The sequence below is a fragment of the Streptomyces sp. KM273126 genome (assembly GCF_004337435.2).
GTDB lineage: Bacteria > Actinomycetota > Actinomycetes > Streptomycetales > Streptomycetaceae > Streptomyces > Streptomyces acidicola.
The window spans coordinates 2,679,680-2,699,200 of the sequence record NZ_SJXB02000002.1 but is presented as its reverse complement, the minus strand read 5'-3'; the positions used below and the strand labels follow the sequence as shown (position 1 = coordinate 2,699,200).

At 68.8% G+C, this 19,521-nt stretch carries 18 protein-coding genes, 1 pseudogene and 1 riboswitch; of the genes and pseudogenes, 11 read left to right on the top strand and 8 right to left on the bottom strand.

The window, feature by feature from the left end:
- Positions 1 to 17 precede the first annotated feature (17 nt).
- Together E0500_RS42650 and E0500_RS42645 are read left to right on the top strand one after the other, a co-directional pair.
- Entirely contained in the window at positions 18 to 746 is a 729-nt protein-coding gene (locus E0500_RS42650; protein ID WP_131560524.1) for a carboxymuconolactone decarboxylase family protein, read from the top strand.
- Between the two features lie 213 nt (positions 747 to 959).
- Positions 960 to 1,730, top strand: coding sequence for an enoyl-CoA hydratase/isomerase family protein (locus E0500_RS42645; protein ID WP_131560485.1), 771 nt, complete (start codon positions 960 to 962; stop codon positions 1,728 to 1,730).
- A 508-nt stretch (positions 1,731 to 2,238) separates the two neighbouring features.
- On the opposite strand, the gene E0500_RS44775 is transcribed toward E0500_RS42645, so the two are convergent.
- Entirely contained in the window at positions 2,239 to 2,865 is a 627-nt protein-coding gene (locus E0500_RS44775) for an HAD family hydrolase (protein WP_309505323.1), read from the bottom strand.
- A gap of 414 nt (positions 2,866 to 3,279) precedes the next feature.
- On the opposite strand from E0500_RS44775, the gene E0500_RS42635 reads away from it, so the two are divergent.
- Genes E0500_RS42635 through E0500_RS42625 form a run of 3 tightly spaced genes read left to right on the top strand, consistent with a single transcriptional unit; the run spans position 3,280 to position 5,658 of the window.
- Positions 3,280 to 4,077, top strand: a complete 798-nt coding sequence (locus tag E0500_RS42635; RefSeq protein ID WP_131560487.1) for an ABC transporter ATP-binding protein — start codon at positions 3,280 to 3,282, stop codon at positions 4,075 to 4,077.
- Between the two features lie 9 nt (positions 4,078 to 4,086).
- Positions 4,087 to 4,848 carry an ABC transporter permease gene (locus E0500_RS42630; protein ID WP_131560489.1) on the top strand — a complete coding sequence of 254 codons (762 nt, stop codon included), beginning with the start codon at positions 4,087 to 4,089 and terminating at the stop codon, positions 4,846 to 4,848.
- A 15-nt stretch (positions 4,849 to 4,863) separates the two neighbouring features.
- Positions 4,864 to 5,658, top strand: a complete 795-nt coding sequence (locus E0500_RS42625) for a MerR family transcriptional regulator (protein ID WP_131560491.1) — start codon at positions 4,864 to 4,866, stop codon at positions 5,656 to 5,658.
- 598 nt (positions 5,659 to 6,256) lie between these two features.
- Here the strand turns inward: E0500_RS42625 and E0500_RS42615 are convergent.
- A pseudogene (locus E0500_RS42615) lies at positions 6,257 to 7,015 on the bottom strand (esterase-like activity of phytase family protein); the annotation flags it as partial.
- Positions 7,016 to 7,187: 172 nt separating this feature from the next.
- Between E0500_RS42615 and E0500_RS42610 the strand changes: the two are divergent.
- Both E0500_RS42610 and E0500_RS42605 read left to right on the top strand, forming a co-directional pair.
- Positions 7,188 to 7,949, top strand: a complete 762-nt coding sequence (locus tag E0500_RS42610) for a metallophosphoesterase (RefSeq protein WP_131560496.1) — start codon at positions 7,188 to 7,190, stop codon at positions 7,947 to 7,949.
- Positions 7,950 to 8,022: 73 nt separating this feature from the next.
- Positions 8,023 to 8,199, top strand: coding sequence for a transposase (locus E0500_RS42605; RefSeq protein WP_165934892.1), 177 nt, complete (start codon positions 8,023 to 8,025; stop codon positions 8,197 to 8,199).
- Positions 8,200 to 8,282: 83 nt separating this feature from the next.
- Here E0500_RS42605 and E0500_RS42600 read toward each other — a convergent pair whose 3' ends face one another.
- Positions 8,283 to 8,426: a hypothetical protein gene (locus E0500_RS42600; protein ID WP_165934895.1), complete on the bottom strand. Its 144-nt coding sequence runs from the start codon at positions 8,424 to 8,426 to the stop codon at positions 8,283 to 8,285.
- A 432-nt stretch (positions 8,427 to 8,858) separates the two neighbouring features.
- Between E0500_RS42600 and E0500_RS42595 the strand changes: the two genes are divergently transcribed.
- Both E0500_RS42595 and E0500_RS42590 read left to right on the top strand, forming a co-directional pair.
- The gene (locus E0500_RS42595) at positions 8,859 to 9,335 is read left to right on the top strand and encodes a helix-turn-helix domain-containing protein (RefSeq protein ID WP_220141523.1); all 477 of its coding nucleotides are present in this window, start codon (positions 8,859 to 8,861) and stop codon (positions 9,333 to 9,335) included.
- Between the two features lie 567 nt (positions 9,336 to 9,902).
- Positions 9,903 to 11,213, top strand: a complete 1,311-nt coding sequence (locus E0500_RS42590) for a serine/threonine-protein kinase (RefSeq protein ID WP_181587508.1) — start codon at positions 9,903 to 9,905, stop codon at positions 11,211 to 11,213.
- 336 nt (positions 11,214 to 11,549) lie between these two features.
- Here the strand turns inward: E0500_RS42590 and E0500_RS42585 are convergent, their stop codons facing one another.
- From E0500_RS42585 to E0500_RS45270, 5 genes are all read right to left on the bottom strand, one after another.
- Entirely contained in the window at positions 11,550 to 12,701 is a 1,152-nt protein-coding gene (locus E0500_RS42585; RefSeq protein WP_131560500.1) for an LLM class flavin-dependent oxidoreductase, read from the bottom strand.
- Entirely contained in the window at positions 12,694 to 13,788 is a 1,095-nt protein-coding gene (locus tag E0500_RS42580; protein ID WP_131560502.1) for an LLM class flavin-dependent oxidoreductase, read from the bottom strand. Before E0500_RS42580 ends, E0500_RS42585 begins: the two co-directional genes overlap by 8 nt.
- Positions 13,785 to 15,158, bottom strand: coding sequence for an NtaA/DmoA family FMN-dependent monooxygenase (locus E0500_RS42575; RefSeq protein WP_131560504.1), 1,374 nt, complete (start codon positions 15,156 to 15,158; stop codon positions 13,785 to 13,787). The genes E0500_RS42580 and E0500_RS42575 overlap by 4 nt, the downstream gene beginning before the upstream one ends.
- 20 nt (positions 15,159 to 15,178) lie before the next feature.
- Complete coding sequence (locus tag E0500_RS42570) at positions 15,179 to 16,405, bottom strand: LLM class flavin-dependent oxidoreductase (RefSeq protein WP_220141522.1); 1,227 nt, start codon at positions 16,403 to 16,405, stop codon at positions 15,179 to 15,181.
- A gap of 156 nt (positions 16,406 to 16,561) precedes the next feature.
- Positions 16,562 to 16,648 (bottom strand): putative leader peptide, encoded by an 87-nt coding sequence (locus E0500_RS45270; protein WP_309505340.1) that lies wholly within the window; start codon positions 16,646 to 16,648, stop codon positions 16,562 to 16,564.
- Between the two features lie 755 nt (positions 16,649 to 17,403).
- A riboswitch (SAM riboswitch) is annotated at positions 17,404 to 17,517 on the top strand.
- Positions 17,518 to 17,551: 34 nt separating this feature from the next.
- Here E0500_RS45270 and E0500_RS45265 point away from each other — a divergent pair.
- The gene (locus tag E0500_RS45265) at positions 17,552 to 17,668 is read left to right on the top strand and encodes a putative leader peptide (protein ID WP_309505322.1); all 117 of its coding nucleotides are present in this window, start codon (positions 17,552 to 17,554) and stop codon (positions 17,666 to 17,668) included.
- Positions 17,669 to 17,879: 211 nt separating this feature from the next.
- On the top strand, positions 17,880 to 19,520 hold the full coding sequence (locus E0500_RS42565) for an ABC transporter substrate-binding protein (protein ID WP_309505321.1): 1,641 nt from the start codon (positions 17,880 to 17,882) through the stop codon (positions 19,518 to 19,520).
- Position 19,521 lies beyond the last annotated feature (1 nt).

The window sequence follows — 19,521 nt, the reverse complement described above, 5'->3', positions numbered from 1 at the left end:
ACGACGGCCCGGCGGACATGACCGCGAGCACAACGCGTTCCCGCATCACGGTCGAAGCGGTGCGCCGCGAGGTGCTCGACCTCCTGGACGGCGTACCCGACGGCGACGGACTCGGCCCGTGCGACGCGGCGCTCATCGGGCTGGCCGTGCGCGCGGCGGTGTCGACGCTCGACCCGGACGGCATCGACGAGTACACCCGGCACGCGCTCGACGCGGGCGCCACTCCCGCACAGATCCACGAAACCGTCGTGGTGGTCTCCGGACTCGGGGTGCACTCACTGATGGAGGGCTCCCGCCGGGTGGCGGCGGTGCTGCGGGCGCGGGGCACAGAGCCGGGCGCGGCTGCCCTGGACGGACCGCTCGACGAGCGCCGCGCGGCCCTGCGCGCGCGTCTGCGGGGCGATGATCCGTACTGGGACGACTTCGAACGTGAGGTCCCCGGCTACCTGGACGCCCTGCTGCGCATGTCCCCCGAGGCGTACGAGGCGTTCTTCGCCTACTGCGCGGTGCCCTGGCGGACCGGGCACGTCCGCGGCCGGGTCAAGGAACTCGTTTCCCTGGCCGCCGACGCGACCCCGACCCACCGCTACCTGCCCGGGGTTCGCCTGCACCTGACGAACGCCCTTCGGCTGGGAGTGGGCAGAAGAGCCGTGCTGGAAACCCTCGACATCGCCGCCGCCGCGCCCGAGCACCTCGGCGTACCCGCGGCATCACCCGGCACAGGGCCGAGAGAGGCTGCCCGGTGAGCCAGTGCCGCGCGAGCCACCCAGGCGCCCAGTCGCTTTGGCAGGCGGTCCCGGGGGCGGGCGGCCCCGGTGGCGGGCAGGCCTCTCAACAGCGGTCAGTCGGTGCCCTCCGGCCCTGTGACACCACCCGCCAGGTCATACGTTCGACAGGGGCAACGGTCATGCGCCGCCCCGCAGCCAGGAGCCCCATTCCAGGGCCACGAAAGGGGACCCATGACATACGAAGCAGTCCGGTACGAGCAGGACGGCACGGTCGCCCGTATCACTTTGGCTCGTCCGTCGGTCTCGAACGCGATCGACTTCACCACCGCCATGGAGTTCGCGGGAGCCGTGCGCAGGGCCGCGTCCGACGAGATCCGCGCCGTCCTGATATCCGGTGAGGGCAAACGGTTCTGCTCGGGCGGGGATCTCGATTCCATGGCAGAGGCGGACGACCCGGCAGCGTACGTGCATGCACTGGCGACCGAACTCGACCGGGCGTTGCGGGACCTGTCGGCGCTTCCCAAACCGGTGATCAGCGCCGTGCATGGGTCGGTCGCCGGTGCCGGACTGGGCCTCGTACTCAGCTCCGACATCGTGGTAGCCGCTCGCTCCACCCAGTTCCTCTGGGCCTACGCCGGAGTGGGTCTGACCCCCGACTGCGGCGTGTCGTACCTGCTCCCGCGCGCGGTGGGACAGCAGCGCGCACTCCACCTCGCTCTGACGGGACGGGTGCTGTCGTCCGACGAGGCATCGCAGTGGGGCCTGGTGGCCGAGGTGACCGATGACGGAGAGCACTGGGAACGCGGCTCCGCGCTCGCCACACAGCTGGCGCGGGCACCAAGCCATGCCCTGGCCGGGGCCAAGAGGCTGATCGGATCGGCCTGGGAGGTGTCCCGCGAGGAGAGCTCGGAGAACGAGGCCGACACCATCGCGGAGGCGGTGACGACCGACAACGCGGTAGCTCTGATCGCCGCGTTCGCCAGTGCCTCGCGGCGAGGGTGACTCGTAGCGGCCCCTGAAGAGTGTCTTTACCGGCGCGGGCCGAGAGAGTCCGTGATCACGTGCCGCTTGCGGCCCGCTATCTCCTCCCCACCGTCATAGCCGCGCGAGGCGGCCGACACCGTAGCCGCGACCCGCACCGACTGCGAGCCGATGATCCCAGCGGTCGGCCCGGGTGAGCGGCCCTCGCACATCCGGACCCTTCCGCGCGGCCGGTCGTGGAACTCCGCCGTCCGGCCCTGGCGCCGCCGGCGTCGGAAGAAGGCACAGGCCTGGCTGGACCACCAGCGACGAAGCCCACCTGCACGAGACCCTGCTCGGTCTGCTCGCCCTGCTGCACGGCACCGCCAGCACGGAAGTCGGCGAAAAACAGCTGCCCAAGACCGTCGCCCGCCGCCCTCGGTCACGACCTGGAACAGCAACTCGGCGCCGTGTCAGCCCAGTTCCCCGTACCCGAGTTCGTCGTTGATCCACTCGGGGTCATCGCAGCCTCCGTGCCCGAGGAAGGCGTTCACCGAATCAATGCGAAGGCTCCGCCCGGACTGCTGCCGGTCCAGCGAGGGGCCTTCGCCGCGCAGGCAGGCAGGCAGGCAGGCAGGCAGGCAGGGGAAGAACAGCGTGATCGCCTCCAACGCGCCTTTTGAAAAACGCACTTGTTCCGGCGAACCCGTGTGAGGTGGCGGCAAAATTTCACGGGCTTGGCCTTGTGGAGGCGACGAAGAGGGTCGGTCGTGCCTTTTCCTGCCGCACTGATGACGTAGGCGATCGCGGTGGCGACATTCTCGGCGACATGGGTGGACTGGTAGGAATCCTGGGCCCACGGCTGCCCGTTCGACACCCACACGCTTCGAAGCCCGAGCGCGTTCGCGCCGGCGACATCGGCATGCGGGGAATCGCCAATGACCCATGCGCCGGTGAGGGACACTCCCACCGCATCCGCGGCAGCGTGAAAGATCTCCGCTTCGGGCTTCTTGCGGCCGACCTTCTCGGAGAACACCCGGCCCTGGACGACCTGGTCGAGTCTGGCACAGCGGATCTTGGCCGCCTGCTGGGCTGTGCGGCCGTTGGTGACGATCACGCAGGTCCAGCCGTCAGCCTGGGCGTTGTCCAGGGCCTCCCGGGAAGGGGCCGTCAGCACAACACGGCCGGCGGCGCCACGGTCAAGCAGGGGCAGCCTCGACCAGCTCGTTCACTGGCTTCGTGGCGAGTGTGTAGCGGACGCAGTAGCCCTTCATCACGGACGCTGAACCAAGTGTGAGTTCGGCGTGGCACGATCGCGCCGAGCCAGCAGGTGATCGACCTCGTGATCCGACGCCGCCGCCCCTCGCCCTAGGCGATGTTCGCGCTGATCGCGGACTTCTCCGACGCTGGAGAGGCTACGCCCAGCCATTGCCCGAGGGGAACGAATCACAGGACGACCCGCATCAGCGCCGGCGATCTGGGTGCCGCGGTCGGAGCGGCTTGACCTTGACGCTGGGTTAACCCTCCATCCTTCCGGCAGGAGCTTCCTCGCAGGTCGCCTGGAACAGCTCCGCAAAGGAGGCAGACGACCATGACGGCCCAATCGATCGCTCATCCGGCGATTCGCGTGCAAGGTCTCGCGAAGTCGTACGGGAAGCTCGAAGTGCTGTGCGGCGTGGACTTCGACGTGGCGCGGGGCAACATCTTCGCCCTGCTCGGCTCCAACGGGTCGGGCAAGACCACGACTGTGAAAATCCTCGCCACGCTTCTTAAGGCTGACGCGGGGACGGCGAGCGTCAATGGCTTCGACGTCGCCACGCAACCGGCGAACGTGCGGGAGTTCATCAGCCTCACCGGGCAGTTCGCGGCCGTCGACGAGATCCTCAGCGGTCGGGAGAACCTCGTACTCGTCGCCAAGCTGCGCCACCTCAAGAACCCGGGCGCGATCGCGGATGACCTGCTCGATCGTTTCTCGCTGACCGAGGCGGGCGCGCGCCGAGTGTCGACGTATTCGGGTGGGATGCGCCGCCGACTGGACATCGCGATGAGCCTCATCGGGAATTCGCCGGTGATCTTCCTGGATGAGCCGACGGCCGGGCTCGACCCCGAGGCGCGCATCGAGGTGTGGCATGCGGTCAAGGAGCTCGCCGGCTGCGGAACGACAGTGCTGCTCACCACGCAGTACCTGGACGAGGCCGAGCAGCTGGCCGACCGGATCGCGATCCTCCACCGGGGTCGGATCATCGTGAACGGCACCCTCGCCGAGCTCAAGCAGCTCTTCCCGCCCGCCACGGTCGAGTACGTCGAGAAGCAGCCGACCCTGGAGGAGATCTTCCTCTCGATTATCGGTGGCGACGACAAGAGCGACGCCACCGGCACGAACGACTAGGGGCCAAGGATGACCGCGTACTTCTTCGGGGACACTGCTGTTCTCACGAAGCGCACCCTGCGCCATGTCACACGCAGCATCGACACCATCATCACGACCGTCATCACGCCGGTCGCCATGATGCTGATGTTCGTCTACGTGTTCGGCGGCGCGATCGACACAGAGTCGGTTTCGTACGTGAACTACATGCTGCCCGGCATCCTGCTCATCACCATCGCGTCGGGCATCTCCTACACCGCGTACCGGCTGTTCACCGACATGAAGAACGGGATCTTCGAGCGATTCCAGTCCATGCCGATCGCACGGTCAGGTGTGCTGTGGGCACATGTCTTTACCTCTCTGGTCGCCAACCTGATCTCGCTCGTGATCGTCGTGGGCGTCGCTCTGCTCATGGGCTTCCGCACGGGGGCAGGAGTGTTGGCATGGCTCGCGGTCGCCGGCATCCTGCTCCTGTTCACCCTGGCGCTGACCTGGATCGCCGTGATCCCCGGGCTCTCCGCGGCGTCTGTCGAGGGTGCGGGCGCGTTCGCCTATCCGCTCATCTTCTTGCCGTTCATCAGCTCTGCGTTCGTGCCCACGGAAACCATGCCCGGCCCGGTGCGCTGGTTCGCCGAGCATCAACCGGTGACGTCGATCGTCAACACGATCCGCGACCTGTTCGCCCGGCAGCCGGTGGGCGACGACATCTGGATCGCGCTCGCGTGGTGTGTGGGCATTCTCGTCGTGGCGTACGTCCTCGCGATGGCCGCCTATCGCCGGAAGATCGCCTGAGGCAGGCTGAGACCCATGCTCACCATCAGCCAGCTTGCGGCGTGCGCCGGTGTGACGGTGCGGGCGGTACGCCACTACCACCAGATCGGGCTGCTGCCGGAGCCTGAGCGCAACCAGTCCGGGTACCGGACCTACGATGCTGCCGCGGTCGTGCGACTGATCCGGATCCACACCCTGGCCGATGCCGGTGTGCCGCTGGCCAGGGTGCAGGACCTCCTCGACGCCGGCCCGGAGAAGTTCGCCGGGGGCGTCCAGGAGATCGACAAGGATCTGCGCGCCGAGATCCGGCGGCTGCAGAACACCCGCAGCCGACTCGCCCGGCTCGCCGCCGGAGAGCACCTGGCGCTCCCACAATGCGTCGTGGACTACCTCGACCGACTGCGCGGTCTCGGCGTCGGGGAGCGGTACATCGAGCTGGAGCGGGATGCCTGGATCATGATCGCCGCGCAAGTGCCGCACCTGATCGACTCCGTGATTGCCAAGAAGCACGAGGAGCTGGACGACCCCGACATGGTGAGGCTCTACAGCTTCTTCACCGGGGAGCCCGACTGGCTGGCCGGCGATCCACGGATCGTCGAGATCGCCGACATCCTGGAGCGCCTGATGATTCGCGCCGTGGAGGCCGGCGAGGTGGGCGCCGACGACGGCATCGACGACCAGTTCGTCGCCCTGATGGACTCAACCATGCTTGATTCCTCACCGGGCGCCGCGCGGGTGTTGGCGATCCTCGAGGAGCGGGGTTGGAGGGGCTGGACCCGCATCGAGCGAGTGCCTGCCGACAGGCTCAGCACTGAGCTGCCGCCATCTTGAAGGCAGGTCAGGGGCCTGGTGTGACGTTGTTCAGGGTTTCCCGCTGGTCGCCGCCGGTGCAGCTCTTACGATCCGGCCCACGACGGACCCCGAGGTGCTGGAGCGGATCGCCACGCGTCGTGCGGAGCTGTACGGACTCGAAGAGCAGTTGGCCAAGACGAGTGCCCCTTCGCCTTGACGCTGGAGGGCGCGGGGCGCGACGGCTGGGACTTTTCCGCGCAGGCAGTGCCGACCACGGACAACGCCTCCGCGGGCGGCAAGCTGATCGCTTGGCCTCACCGTTTCGGTTGGGCTGAGGCAGCGTCGCTGATCGCAACTACTGGGTGATCGAGGCGATTTCGTTGCCTGGGCATGGTGGAGTCCCGGCGCGATGGCCGGGTTCTCCGGGGTCCCTCGGATCGTGGGCGGGCAGGGGACGGCTGGTCAGGCAACTGATTGGGGCAGTGCGGCGAGGAAGCCGTGGCCAGCTGACGCGGCGCCGACCTGAGCCTCTACCAAGCCGTCCGCGAGCTACAAACGCTCCTCGCGCTCTGGACCGACGCCTGCCCCACCTGCCACCGCGACATACCCACCCCGAGGCCAACCTGACCAAGCACTACTACGACCCGTTGTCCGGCAGCTTGGCGGTCAGCGCGTAAAGGCGGGTGACCTGCTTCACGTTCGCGTTGTCGTCGCTGACGAGCAGGAGCTTGAGCTTCCCATCGGAGATGTGGTCGGTGACGGCCATGCCCTCGATGTTGTCGAGCAGCTTGTTGGGCTGGGGCTGGGGGTCGGGTGCACCGAGGTCGGGGCACTTGGCGATGTCGACGAGTTGGGTCTTCTTCACGAGCTTTACGCCGGTCGGCGGGCCGGTCAGCTTCCCGACGCCGGTGACGTCGCTCGCCCGGCTCAGGTCTGCGAGGTAGATGCGGACGATGTTGCCCACGTTGCGGATGTGGCCGCGTTCGAGGACGAGGAGGCGGCCGTCGCCGACCGCGGCGATCTCGGAGATGTATTTGGTGTCCTTGTCGGCCGGGTAGCCGTACTGCTTGGCGACCGTGAACTTCTCCGCTCCCTGGCCCCCGCCCCGCGTCCAGGTCTGCAGCCGCAGTAGCGGATGACCCTCGTCGTCCGTGCCATCGTCCTTCAACTGCCCTTCCACGGAGGCGATGAGGGTCTTGCCGTCGGGCTGGAGGGTCAGCCCCTCAAGGGTCCGGTTCTCACGGGCCCGGTACGCGGGGTGCGTGGGATCCTCGACGTGCAGCGCGTCGGGCACGGGCAGTTGGCCGCGGAGCTTGCCGGACTTGTCGTAAAGCCGGATGGACGGCTCGATCTCCGAGGTGATCAGGCGGGTCCCGTCGTGGTCGATCGCCAGGGCCTCGGAGTCCGACGCTTTTCAAGCAGCCACAGGACGTCGCGACCGGCGGCATTCCCGCGGCACCCCATATCCCCGAGGCCGGTCTGGTCCCTGCAGCCGCCGCGCCCCGGCCGCCGGTCGCTGCTGCGCACCGCACACACCACTCGGCTGTCTTCGCCCCACAGTGGTGACCATGCCGAACCGAGTAGCCGTCCTGTCCGACATTCACGGAGTCCTGCCGGCCCTGGAGGCTGTGCTCGCCGAACCAGACGTCAGCACCGCCGACCGCATCGTGCTCACCGGTGACATCACCGCCGGCCCGCAACCGACCCAGGTTCTCGACGTGCTGACCAGCCTCGGTGACCGCGTCATCTGGATCAGCGGCAACGCCGACCGCGAACTCCTTGAATACCGCCGGGGGCAACGCGACACGATCCCCGATCCGATCGCTCCCTGGGCAGCCGCACAGCTCCGAGAGGACCATCTCGACCTTCTCAGCTCGCTACCACGATCACTCTCCCTGTCCGTGAACGGCCTGGGAAAGGTGCTGTTCTGCCACGCCACCCCTCGCGACGACGAGGAGGTCGTCCTGGTCGACTCCCGCCTCGACCGCTGGAAGGAAGTCTTCAGCGGACTCGATGCCGACATCCGCACCGTGGTCTGCGGCCACACCCACATGCCGTTCGTCCGCCTCGCTCACGGCCGACTCGTGATCAACCCCGGCAGCATCGGCATGCCCTACGGACGAACCGGAGCACACTGGGCCCTCCTGGGCCCGGGCGTCGAACTCCGCACCACGCACTTCGACCTCCAAGCCGCAGCCACCCAGCTCAGCCAGGACTCGGCCTACCCCGACATCACCGAATGGGCCGACTACTTCCTGCAGGCTCGCGCGACCGACGCCGACGCCCTCGCAGCCTTCGCCCCACGGGACGGACGCGACCACAGCCCGTGACACTTGCTCCCCATCCACGACAGCGGGCAGCCGAAGACCGACTACACCTACCAAGCCCGAGGGCCATACCGCCGTGGACCTCATGAAAGTGGCCAAGGACCTCATCGACGAGGGCTGGGAGGTGGACCCGGTGGACCTGGCCACCGTCACCCCGTACATCACCAGCAAGACCCGCCGCTTCGGTACATGGCACCTGGACATGGAGCCGCCCGAGAACGAGACAGTGGGCCGGTTACGGATGGCCGCATAACCGATGCACCTCGTGGATCAAGGGCGCGCATTCACCACCAGTGGCGATCAACGTCCCCTGCCGCTGCCGCTGTTGAGGGTGTGTCACTGAAGTGTCCACAGCCAGAGGCCTCCGACACCACCGCTGTTGTCGTCCGTAGCGCTTGCGAGGACTTTGCCGTCGGGGTTGAACGCCACCGAGTGGGTGAAGTCGTCGGTGGCTACATGAGCGGTACGGCCGTTGGCCACGTCTCAGAGTCGGACGCCGCCTTCGTCGCCGGTGGCAAGTGACTTACCGTCCGGGCTGAACACCACCGAGTCCGTGGGCTCCTTGGTGAAAATGCCGGTGATGCGGCCGGTGGCCACATCCCACATCCGCGAGTCGGAGGTGTAGGCGGCAGCGAGTAGTCCTGACGTCGGGGCTCAACGCCACGGCGGAGGTGAATTGGTCGATGAGTTTGTCGGACTCTGGCCAGAACGTCGCAGCATCCCGGCGGCTGTGCCGACTGTTCCTGCTGCAAGCATGCCGAGGATCATGGTGCGCCGGTAGATTCCTCGCCGGGTTGGCGGCGCTTCCGGTCGCTCGGCCGGCCTCTTGCGCTGCGCCGGGGGTGCAACGTGCGTGGCATGGTCAGGTGCTCTGAGGCGCGCCTGTAGTGCTGCCTGCCCGGCGGTCGGGTCTTGCCGGCCGCATTCTTGGCCACCGGGCATTTATCGGCGGTGTGGACGCTGCTGATCCTCCACGACGCCTTCGACGGCTGCACCCGCTTCGAACAGTTCCAGGAGAGCCTGGGAACCTCCTCCAGCATGCTCACCACCCGGCTGAAGAGCCTGGTCGCGGACGGGCTGCTGGAGCTCCGGCCCTACCAGACCCGCCCCGTCCGGCACGAGTACGTGCTCACCGAACTCGGGCGCTCCCTGCGCGCGGTGATCGTCACCTTGGCCGCGTGGGGCAACTCCCGCCTTACGCCGACGGAGCGCAGCATGATCCTCGTCGACGCGCACAGCGGCGAGGAAGTCGAGCCCGTCGTCGATGCCAAGACCAGCCGCCGACTCGACGACAGCGCCACCTACGTCTTCACCGCAGGCCCCGCAGCCAGCGTCGCGATGCGCGTCCGCTACGCGACACGGCCGGCCATTCCCGCGGACGAGGCGTAAGGCTGCCCGGATGAGCCTCGTACAGCCCTGAGCAGGCCCGGAAGCACGGGCCGCACCTGATCGGCCTGGCGACACCGGCTTGTCGCCGGCGTCACACCCGCCACTCCTCCTCAGCCGTTGAGAACTGGATCAAGTGAGGCGAGAAGCAACACCGGTCGCTTCCAAGGTTCTGTCAGCGATCTCGTGAACGCCGAAGTCAGCCGACGCTGCCTGGACTGGGCAACGGTGTCTGGCGCGGCTGGGCGCGGAGCCCGTCGAGAATGATCGCCAGACAGCGTCGCCACAGATCGGAGGGGTGTTCGCCTGGCAGGGCCATGACGGCGTCGAGCACTGCGGCGAATCGGTGCGGCGTCGGTCTCGGTGACCCCGTCGCGCAGCGCACCTTGAGCGCGGGCCCGCGCCACGAGAGCCTCGCGGGTCGGCCGGGCCGCTGATCGGTGTTCGCGGCGAACGGTCGATGATCATTCCAGTAGGCTGAGACCGCTGCGGCACCTCCACGTCACCCGTCCTCGCGGGGACATGGCCGACAGCAATCGAGTCGTCTCGGACGTGAGGATGAAGCAGCAGGTGCTGACAGCGGGCCGGTATCGGCTGCACGACGTCATCGGGCGGGGCGCGATGGGAGAGGTCTGGCGGGCGTACGACGAGATGCTCGGTAGACCGGTGGCCGTCAAGCTTCTCCTCGCCCAGGACTCCGACCCCACCGCCGCCGCTCGCTTCCGGCTGGAGGCCCAGACCGCGGGGCTGCTCAGCCACCCCCACGTGGTCGGCGTCCTCGACTTCGGCGAACACGAGGGCCGGCTGTTCCTGGTGATGGAGCTGGTCGAGGGCGACAGTCTCGCCCGCGTGTTCACCGCCGCCGGGAAGCTGCCGGCCGAGGAGGTGGCCCGCATCGCCGCCCAGGCCGCCGCCGGGCTCGCCGCCGCGCACGAACAGGGCATCGTGCACCGGGACATCAAACCCGGCAATCTACTCCTCGACGCAGGCGGAGCCCTGAAGATCGGCGACTTCGGCATCGCCCGGTTCGTGAACGACCCGGGCGCCGCGCTCACCGCGACCGGACAAATCGTCGGCACGAGCTTGTACCTCTCCCCCGAGCGCGCTCTGGGTAAGCCCGCCGGCCCGGCCGCCGACATCTACGCGCTCGGCTGCGTCCTCTACCAACTCCTCACCGGGCGACCACCGTTCGAGGCCGACACCGCCATCGCCATCCTCCACCAGCACCTCGACACAGCCCCCGTGCCGCCACGGGAACTCGGCGTCGATCTGCCACCCGCCTTCGAAAACTACCTGCTCAGCCTCCTCTCCAAGCGGCCCGAGGACCGCCCGACAGCACGCCAGGCAGCCGAGTGGTTCGCCGCAGGCTCCTGGCTGGGACGCCCCGAGCCCCTGCCAGCAGCCTCTGTGCCCGCACCCGTGACACGCCCCAGGCCGGAGGCAGGGGCCACGGCAGAAGGCACCGCGACCACGTATGCCTTCCCGTCCCGGCTCGGCGGAACCGCTCCAGCGCACCGGACGCGGCGACGACGGCGGCCGGGAGTACGCGCCTTCGTCGCACACCGGCCCCAAGCAGCGAAAGCCGCGGCAGCAGCGTTCGTCTTCGTCGCGGCACTGCTTGTCGGCATGGCCTTGTTCTCCCCCGAACACAGCTCGGCGGAGGCGCCGTCGACGGACCCACCGCAGACCACGAGCCCGCTTCCGTCCTCGCAGCCAAGCGGCCCCCCGGCCACGCCCTCAGCTCCGACCGCACTCCCGGTCGGCGGTGAGGAGAACGCGAACGGCCGACACGATGAGGAGGACGACCAGGCACGTAGCGAGCCCGACGCGAAGAAGGGCAAGGACGACAAGAAGCGGCAAGCCAAGGACGACGAGGACTGATCCTGCGATACGGGCCATAAGAGCAGGCCCGGGAAGTTCCTGCGGAGTTCGCGAACCTTCTCGCAGGTCAACCCTGCCGACGTGCCGTCCATTTATCGCAGCGCGCAGCGTCGAAAGGGACAACGTCGGCGGGCTCGCGGACGCGTTCGCCGAGGTGCTGGAGCCGGAGAACTGGCTGGTACGCCGGCTTCACCGCCCGTGACGAGCGCGTGGTCGTCTTCGCCGGGAAGGCCACGCGGCGCCAGCCGCATATCGGATCAGTCGCTATCGGCGCGGCGACGAGGCGGGCCGCGCCGAAGCGATCGCGTACGGCTGGTCGGTAGGAACTCCCGAGCATCAACTCGACTGGGGAGAGGAGTGACCCCTGCGGCGCCATTCCTCCGCGAGCAGCTCGTACGAGCGGACCCGGTCGGCGTGGTCGTAGGTGATCGTCGTGATGAGCAACTCATCGGCGCCCGTGGCCTCCTGCAGCTGTTCCAGCTGGTCGGCCACCCGGCCCGGGGAGCCGACGAACTGCGTCTCGACGCGGTCCTGCACGAGGGCCTGATCCTCGTCGGTCCACGTGTGGGCGCGTGCCTCCTCCGGTGTCGGGAACTCGATGGCGCCCTCGGCGGTGCGGATGCTGCGAACCCAGAGGCCGTAGCCGGCGGCGAGTGCACGGGCGGTGGTGTCGTCCTCGGCCACGACGACGTCCGCCGAGACGCTGACGTACGGCTTGTCGAGGAAGTCGGAGGGCTGGAAGAAGGCCCGGTAGCCCTCCACCGCCTCCAGGACCGTGGCCGGACTGACGTGGTAATTCGCGGCGAAGCGCAGACCCCGTGCGCCTGCGGCCTCCGCGCTCTGGCCGCCGCTGCTGCCCAGGATCCACACCTCCACGTCCGCCCCCTCGCCCGGCACGACGTGCGCCTCGACGCCCTCCGGAGAGCGGTAGGTGCCCGCCAGCAGGGCGAGGATGTCGTCGATCTGCTCGGCGTAGTCCTGTGACTCGGCGCCCGGCAGCAGGAGCAGTTTGCGTTGCAGGGCGAGGCGGGGTGAGCCGAGCAGGTGCTCGAAGGAGAAGCGGGGCGGGATGAGCAGGCCGTTCGGGGCGCGGCCGTCGACAACCGGGGTCGCGGTCGGCAGCGGAGCAGCCGGTTGTCCCGGTGGTCGGCCGCCCGAGCGGCCCAGGCCGAGATCGAGTCGGCCCGGGTGCAGTGCATCGAGCAGGCCGAACTCCTCCACGGTGGACAGCGCCGTACGGTGGCCGAGCTGTACGGCCCCGGAACCGAGCCGAATGGTGGAGGTGGCCGAGGCGGTCAGGGCCAGAACGACGGCGGGGGACGTTCCGGCCACACCGGGGTTCAGGTGGTGCTCGGCGAACCAGTAGCGGGCGTAGCCGAGCCGCTCGGTCCGCTGTGCGAGGTCGATGGAGTTACGCAGGGCGTCGGCCGCCGTGGCGCCGGACGGGACCGGGACAAGGTCGAGGACGCCGAGGGGGATGTCAGACATGGGCGGGCTCCTCCTCGGGGATCGGTGGCGTGGGAAGCACGGGGCCCCATGCGAACGGTGGGTCGGGGATCTCGCGCCGCAGCACGGGAGCGACCTCGGACTGGAACAGTTCCAGCGAGGCGCGATGCTGACGGTCCGTCAAGCCGCCTGCGTCCGCGTGCAGGTGCAGCACCGTGTGACCGAACCGCTCGTGGTAGCGGTGCACCTTGTCGACGATCTGCTGCGGGCTGCCGATCAGTGCCGAACTGCGCTCGACGAAGTCCTCGACGGTCGGGAAGACCGGCTCCAGGCCCAGCCGCTTCTGGAACGCCAGGTTGCCCTCGAACACGGGCCGGTACGTGGTGATCGCCTCCTGGGACGTACGGGCCACGTGGATGCCCGCCGTGCCCGCGCCGACGGCGATACCGGCCGGATCGTGCCCGTGGTGCTTCCAGCGCTCGCGGTAGTGGCGGATCAACTCGGCATACGGCTCTATGGGGTTGGTGACGTTCGCCGAGAACAGCGGGTCGCCGTAGCGGGCCGCGAGGTCGACCGACTCCCTGCTGGTCGCACTGCCGTGCCAGACCCGGATCGGCTGCTGCAGCGGCCTCGGCCACACCTCGGCGTCTGTCAGCTCCGGGCGGAAGCGAGTCTGGGCGGTGACCTTGTCCTGCCGCCAGATCTGCCGGAACACCTCGTAGCTCTCGGCGTTCCGCTCCCACTGGTCCTCGGACGTGACGTGGAACAGCTCGCGCTGGGCGGCGCCGTTGCCCTTGCCGATGATCAACTCCAGGCGTCCGCCGGAGAGATGGTCGAGGGTGGCGTAGTCCTCGTAGGCGCGCACCGGGTCCAGCAGGCTGAGTGTGGTCACGGCCGTGAACAGGCGGATCCGCTTGGTCAGTGCGGCGATGTGGCTGAGGACCACGGGTGGTGAGGAGGAGATGAAGGGCCGCTCGTGCCGCTCCCCCACCCCGAACCCGTCAAAGCCCAGCTCTTCGGCGAGCAGGGCGTTGTCGAGTACCTCGCGGAAGCGTTCGCTGGTGGGCTTCTGCACGCCGGTCACCGGATGCGGCGCGTGCACGATGAGGGTGATGGCGAGGAACTTCACGACGCCACCCGCTCGCTGCGTATGCCGTCGGGGTGGGCGAGGCCGAGGTGGTCGCGCAGGGTCGGGCCCTCGTACTCCGTACGGAAGACGCCCTGCTCCTGGAGCAGCGGGACGACCTTGTCGGCGAAGACGTCGAGGCCGCCCGGGGTGATGTGCGGGACGAGGATGAAGCCGTCACTGGCGTCTGCCTGGACGAAGTCGTTGATGGTCCGGGCGACGGTGGTGGGTGAGCCTATGAAGTTCTGCCGGTTGCCGGTCTCGATGACCAGGTCGCGGATCGACCAGTTGTTGGCGGCGGCCAGCTCCCGCCACTCGCGCGCGGTGGCCGGCGGATCGCGGTACATGCGCACCTGGGCGCGCCCTCGGGCGATGTGCTGCTCGCCGGGATCCGGGTCGATGTCGGGGAGGGGGCCGTCCGGGTCGTACGAGGACAGGTCCCGGTTCCAGACGAACTCCAGGTGCTTGATGGCCGTGGCACCACTGACCTGCTGCCGGCGCACCTCGCGCGCCAGCTCCGCGGCCTCGGCATCGGTGTCGCCGAGGACGAACGTCGCGGCGGGCAGGATCAGCAGCTGATCGGGGCGGCGGCCGTACTTGGCCAGGCGGCTCTTGACGTCCCTGTAGAAGGCCTGGCCCTCCTTCAGGGTGGCGTACCGGCTGAAGATCGCGTCGGCGTCGGAGGCGGCGAACTCGCGGCCCTCCTCGGAGTCGCCCGCCTGGAAGATGACCGGGCGGCCCTGCGGGCTGCGTGGAACGTTGAACTGGCCGTGGATGTCGAAGTGTTGGCCGGTGTGGACGAAGGCGCCCGCCTTCGCGTCGCGCAGGAAGGTCCCGGTGGCCCGGTCGGCGAGGATCTCGTCGTCGTGCCAGGAGTCGAAGAGCTCCCCCGCGGTGGCGAGGAACTCCCTGGCCCGGGAGTAGCGCTGCTCCTGCGGGAGGAAGCCGCCGCGGCGGAAGTTCTCGCCGGTGAAGGCGTCCCAGGAGGTGACCACGTTCCAGGCCGAGCGGCCGCCGGAGAGATGGTCGAGGCTGGAGAACTGGCGGGCGACCTCGTAGGGCTCGTTGAAGGTGGAGTTGATGGTGCCGGTCAGGCCGAGGTGCTCGGTGACGGCGGCGAGCGCTGCGAGGACGGTGAGGGTGTCGGGTCGGCCGACGACATCCAGGTCGTAGATGTTCCCGCCCTGTTCGCGCAGCCTGAGCCCCTCGGCGAGAAAGAGGAAGTCGAGCTTGGCTCGTTCGGCAGTGCGCGCGAAGTGGGCGAAGGAGCTGAATTCGATGTGGCTGCCCGCCTCGGGGTCGCTCCACACGGTGGTGTTGTTGACGCCGGGGAAGTGCGCGGCCAGGTGGATCTGCTTCAGGGGCTTGCTCATGTCGTACGGGTCCCTCCGGCTCAGGCGGTGGCAGCGATGGGGGTCCCCCCGGGTTCGAGCGAAGCCGAGAACTCGGGGGAATAGCGGTTGGCGGGGCGGGCCAGGCCCAGCAGTCCGCGCAGGGTGTCGGCCTCGTAGGCACGACGGAAGGCAGCGCGGCGCTGGAGTTCGGGGACCAGGCCCCGGGTGATCGCCGGCAGGTCTTGGCCGAGGACGGCGGGACGCAGCCGGAAACCGCTCAGGCCGGCCGACTGCAACTCCTGTAGCAGATCGGCGAGTTGGGCGGTCGTGCCGGTGAAGATGCGAGCGTCGCTGGTGTACGGGGAACCGGCGAGGGAGTCAAGGCGCTCTCGGCGTGCCGCAGCCTCGGCCGCGTCGTCGTCGAGAAAGACCACCAGGTCGCCGAAGACGTGCAGGGGCTCATCGGCGCGTCCGGCTGCCTCCTGCTCGGCGCGGATCTCCGCGACGATCGCCCGCGCCTGGCCGGCGTCGTGCGGGGTGACGTAGCCGACGTCGGCGGAGCGGGCCACCAGCCGGTACGGGACGGTCTGGTGAGCGAGTGCGGTGACGACCGGCTGGCCCTGCGGCGGGCGAGGGGTGATGGACGGGCCCTTCACGCTGAAGTGCTTGCCCTGGAAGCCGATGTAGTGCAGCTTTTCGCGGTCGATGAAGCGCCCGGTGGTGGCGTCCCGGACCTCCGCGTCGTCCTCCCAGCTGTCCCAGAGCCGGCGGACGACCTCCACGTAGTCGGCAGCCTCGTCGAAGAGGTCGGTCATCACCTCCTGCGCGGCCGGGCTCTCGTAGGCGTCAATGCGGGGGATCGTGCGGCGGCCGAAGTGCGCGGCCTCGTTCGGGCGGGCGGTGATCTGCACCCTGAGGCCGGCCCGGCCGGTGCTCACATAGTCCAGGGTGGCGAGGGCCTTGGAGATGTGGAACGGCTCCGTGTGGGTGACCACCGTGGTCGGGACCAGGCCTATGTGCTGGGTGAGCGGAGCGATGCGGGCGGCGACGAGGACGGCGTCCAGACGGCCACGGACCTGGTCGGTGCGGCCGTCCGGTTCGAGGAAGTGGGAGGACTGCAGGCCGAGGCCGTCCTCGAAGGTCACGAAGTCGAGCAGGCCGCGCTCGGCCTCGGCGACCAGATCGGCCCAGTATCCGGCGGTGAACAGGTCCCGGGGGCGGGCCACCGGCTCGCGCCAGGAGGCGGGGTGCCAGCCGGTGCCGTCGAGAGCGACAGCGAGGTGCAACGGAGAAGAGGGCGTTGAGAGGGGAGATGAGGACACGGGTGAGTGCCTTCCTGGAAGTCCGTACGAGAGATCACCGGCCCGCACACGAAACGGGGCTACGGCGGCTGGCGAGCGCAGCGAGACGGGGTTCCCCCCGGCCGAAGGCTGGGGGAGGGGTCAGGAGCAACAGAGCGCGCCGGCCACGCGCTGCAGATCGATGTGCGGCCGGGAGTGGAGGCGGACAGCGTGCAGCACACCTGTCATGTCCGTCACCTCTGTCCGTCGGGGCTCGGTCATCCGCGTCGGCGGCGCCTCACAGATCTCGTCCTGAGTCACAACACGACGGTCTCTCGGCATGTTCCCCTTCCCCTGCTCGTGGGGCTGCGCACCAGGACGATGGCCGAGGACGGTGAAGGACACGGCGTTGAGAGCGCTGAAAGCGCGACCGCTCTCGGCTGGGTACCAGTCCAGCGCGACACCCTGCATGGCGCTGCCGACGTTGGACACCGGACCCGTGCTCCAGTAGATCCGGTCGTCGCGGACCCGCAGCGCGCGGTGAACACCCCTGCCGGAGCGATGCTGTTGTCGGCCATGCCTCTCTTTCCGATGGGTCGGTCAGGGTGGTGCGCGCGACGGACGCGTCATACCGGAAGCCCTCAGGATGGCCGGGCGGCCGGGGCGGCGTGAGAAGGGCCGCACAGCGTGTTCGCCGAAGAAGGCGGGCGGCGACGCCGGTCCAAATCCGCGCGAGGGCACGGCAGTACACGGGCGGAGAAAGGACCGAAGGGAGCCAGGGGTCAGCGACAGGTCTGGTCGAACTGATCTGCGCGGCGGCCCACCCAGAACGGGTCGAGCAGCACGGTGCGTGCCTGTCCTGCGGTCTCCATGGCCGGATCAAAGCACACGGCGCAAGGAGCGTCCACCACGCGTCCCGGCACGTGAGACGGTCCCGCCTTCTCGAACAGGGCACCCGATTCCGGCATTGACGTACGAGAAGACCGCTCCGTAGCATCGCGACCGGCATTGAGTGTCAGCGTCAAGCCCTGGCTCGCTGACCGGCAACCCTCCCGCGCGGTGGGGTGCTCCAGGTGAAAGCCCGGCGGGATCACCGACGATTCCCGCAAGCGCGTGGCCCCGGGACCGGGGCCGGGGACAGGGAGGACCGGCATGCGGCACTGTGGTGACCCGGCTGACTCCTTCGTCGACGCCACGGCGTTCTCCCGGCTCTCGCGCCGGCGCCACATCGATCTGAAGCGCTCGACCAGCTGCCTCTGTCAGGCCTGACGAGCCCGGCCGACGCCGGTTGACGTCCGTCACCGGCCACGGCTCCTTCGTGGTTTTCCCCTTGCCACCGCTCTCGGTGTCGCCCCCTGACCCCCGTCTGTACAGCGCTCCCCCGTTGCCGGTGTCGATCCGGCCGGGGCCGCACGCCCATGCACGGCAGTGCCTCGCACGGCACCCTGTGCCTGGTGACACGAGTAGGAGAAACCCCTCCGTGACAGCACTCCCCGATTTCAGACTCTCCCGACCGGCTTTCGGGACCTCCCGATGGGCGCCCCTGGCCGCCCTGCTGACCACCAGTGTTCTGCTGACCGCCTGCGGTTCGGGCGGTGACGGCTCCGGCAGCGGAAGCGGCCGGGCGAAGTCCGGCGGCACCTTGACCTTCGCGGTGGGTTCGGACGCCGGCTGCGTGGATCCGCAGCAGGTCGGCAGCAACGAAAGCATCTACTCGGTGCGCCAGACCGTGGACTCCCTGACCGACCAGGACCCCGAGACCGGCAAGATCGTGCCGTGGCTGGCCAAGAGCTGGGACGTCAACGCCGACGCGACGACGTTCACGTTCCATCTGCGGTCGGGTGTCACCTTCAGTGATGGCTCCATGCTGACCGCGCAGGTGGTCAAGGACAACTTCGACGCGGTGCCGAAGCTCGGCGCCCTGGGGGTGCTGGCCCAGGGCTATCTGAGCGGCGTCAAGAGCACCACCGTGGTGGACGCGCTCACCGTCAAGGTGACCTTCAAGGAGCCCAACGCCCAGTTCCTCCAGGCGACTTCGACCCACTCGCTGGGCATCGAGTCGTCGGCTAGCGTGAAGAAGGCGCCGCAGGAGAAGTGCAGCGACGGAGTGATCGGGTCCGGGCCGTTCGTGCTGAAGCAGTATGTGCAGAACCAGTCGATCACCCTGGCCAAGCGCACCGGGTACGACTGGGGCTCCTCGCTGTGGTCCAAGAAGGGCGAGGCCTACCTGGACACGCTGGTGTTCAAGGTCGTACCCGAGGCGGGTGTCCGGGCCGGAAGTCTCCAGTCCGGTCAGGTGGACGCGATCAGCAGCGTGGGCAAGGCCAACGAGGCGGCACTCAAGGGCGGCCAGATCACCCTCCAGCACCGGGCCAACCCCGGCGTGGTGTTCGGCCTGGGGCTCAACAACGCGCGGCCCGTGCTGAAGGACACGAAGGTGCGCCGGGCGATCCTCGCCGCCATCGACCGAAAGCAGATCGCGGACACCGTGTTCCCGACCGGCACTCAACCGGCGACCAGCGTCCTGGCGCACACCACACCCGACTACACCGATCTCTCCTCGGACCTCGCCTTTGACGCGGCCGGGGCGAAGTCCCTGCTGGACGCGGCCGGTTGGCCGGCGGGCAGCGACGGCACCCGCGCCAAGGACGGCAAGAAGCTGAGCCTGACCATCACCTGGTTCCCCAACGCGGCAACCAACCAGCCCGCACTGGAGCTGGTCCAGCAGCAGTTGGAGGCCGTGGGGGTCGCCGTAGTGCTCAAGCAGCTCCAGGTCAGCCAGTTCGCCACCACGCTCCAGTCGGGCGACTTCGACGTGGTGTGGGGCAACGTGACCCGCTCCGACCCCGACATCCTGCGCAGCTCCTTCTCCACCGAGATGGCCAACTTCTACCGCCTGCCCGCCAGTTCACTGGACACGGCGCTGTCCGGGCAGGCCGCGACGACGGACACCGCGAAGCGCGAGCAGCTGGTGGACGAAGCGCAGAAGCTGATCGTGCAGAACGCGTACAACGTGCCGGTGGTGGAGCTCCAGACCCAGCTGGGCGTGTCGAGGAAGGTGCGCGACCTCGCCTTCGACTCGGGCAGCCGGATCCAGCTGCACGACACCTGGATCGGCTAGC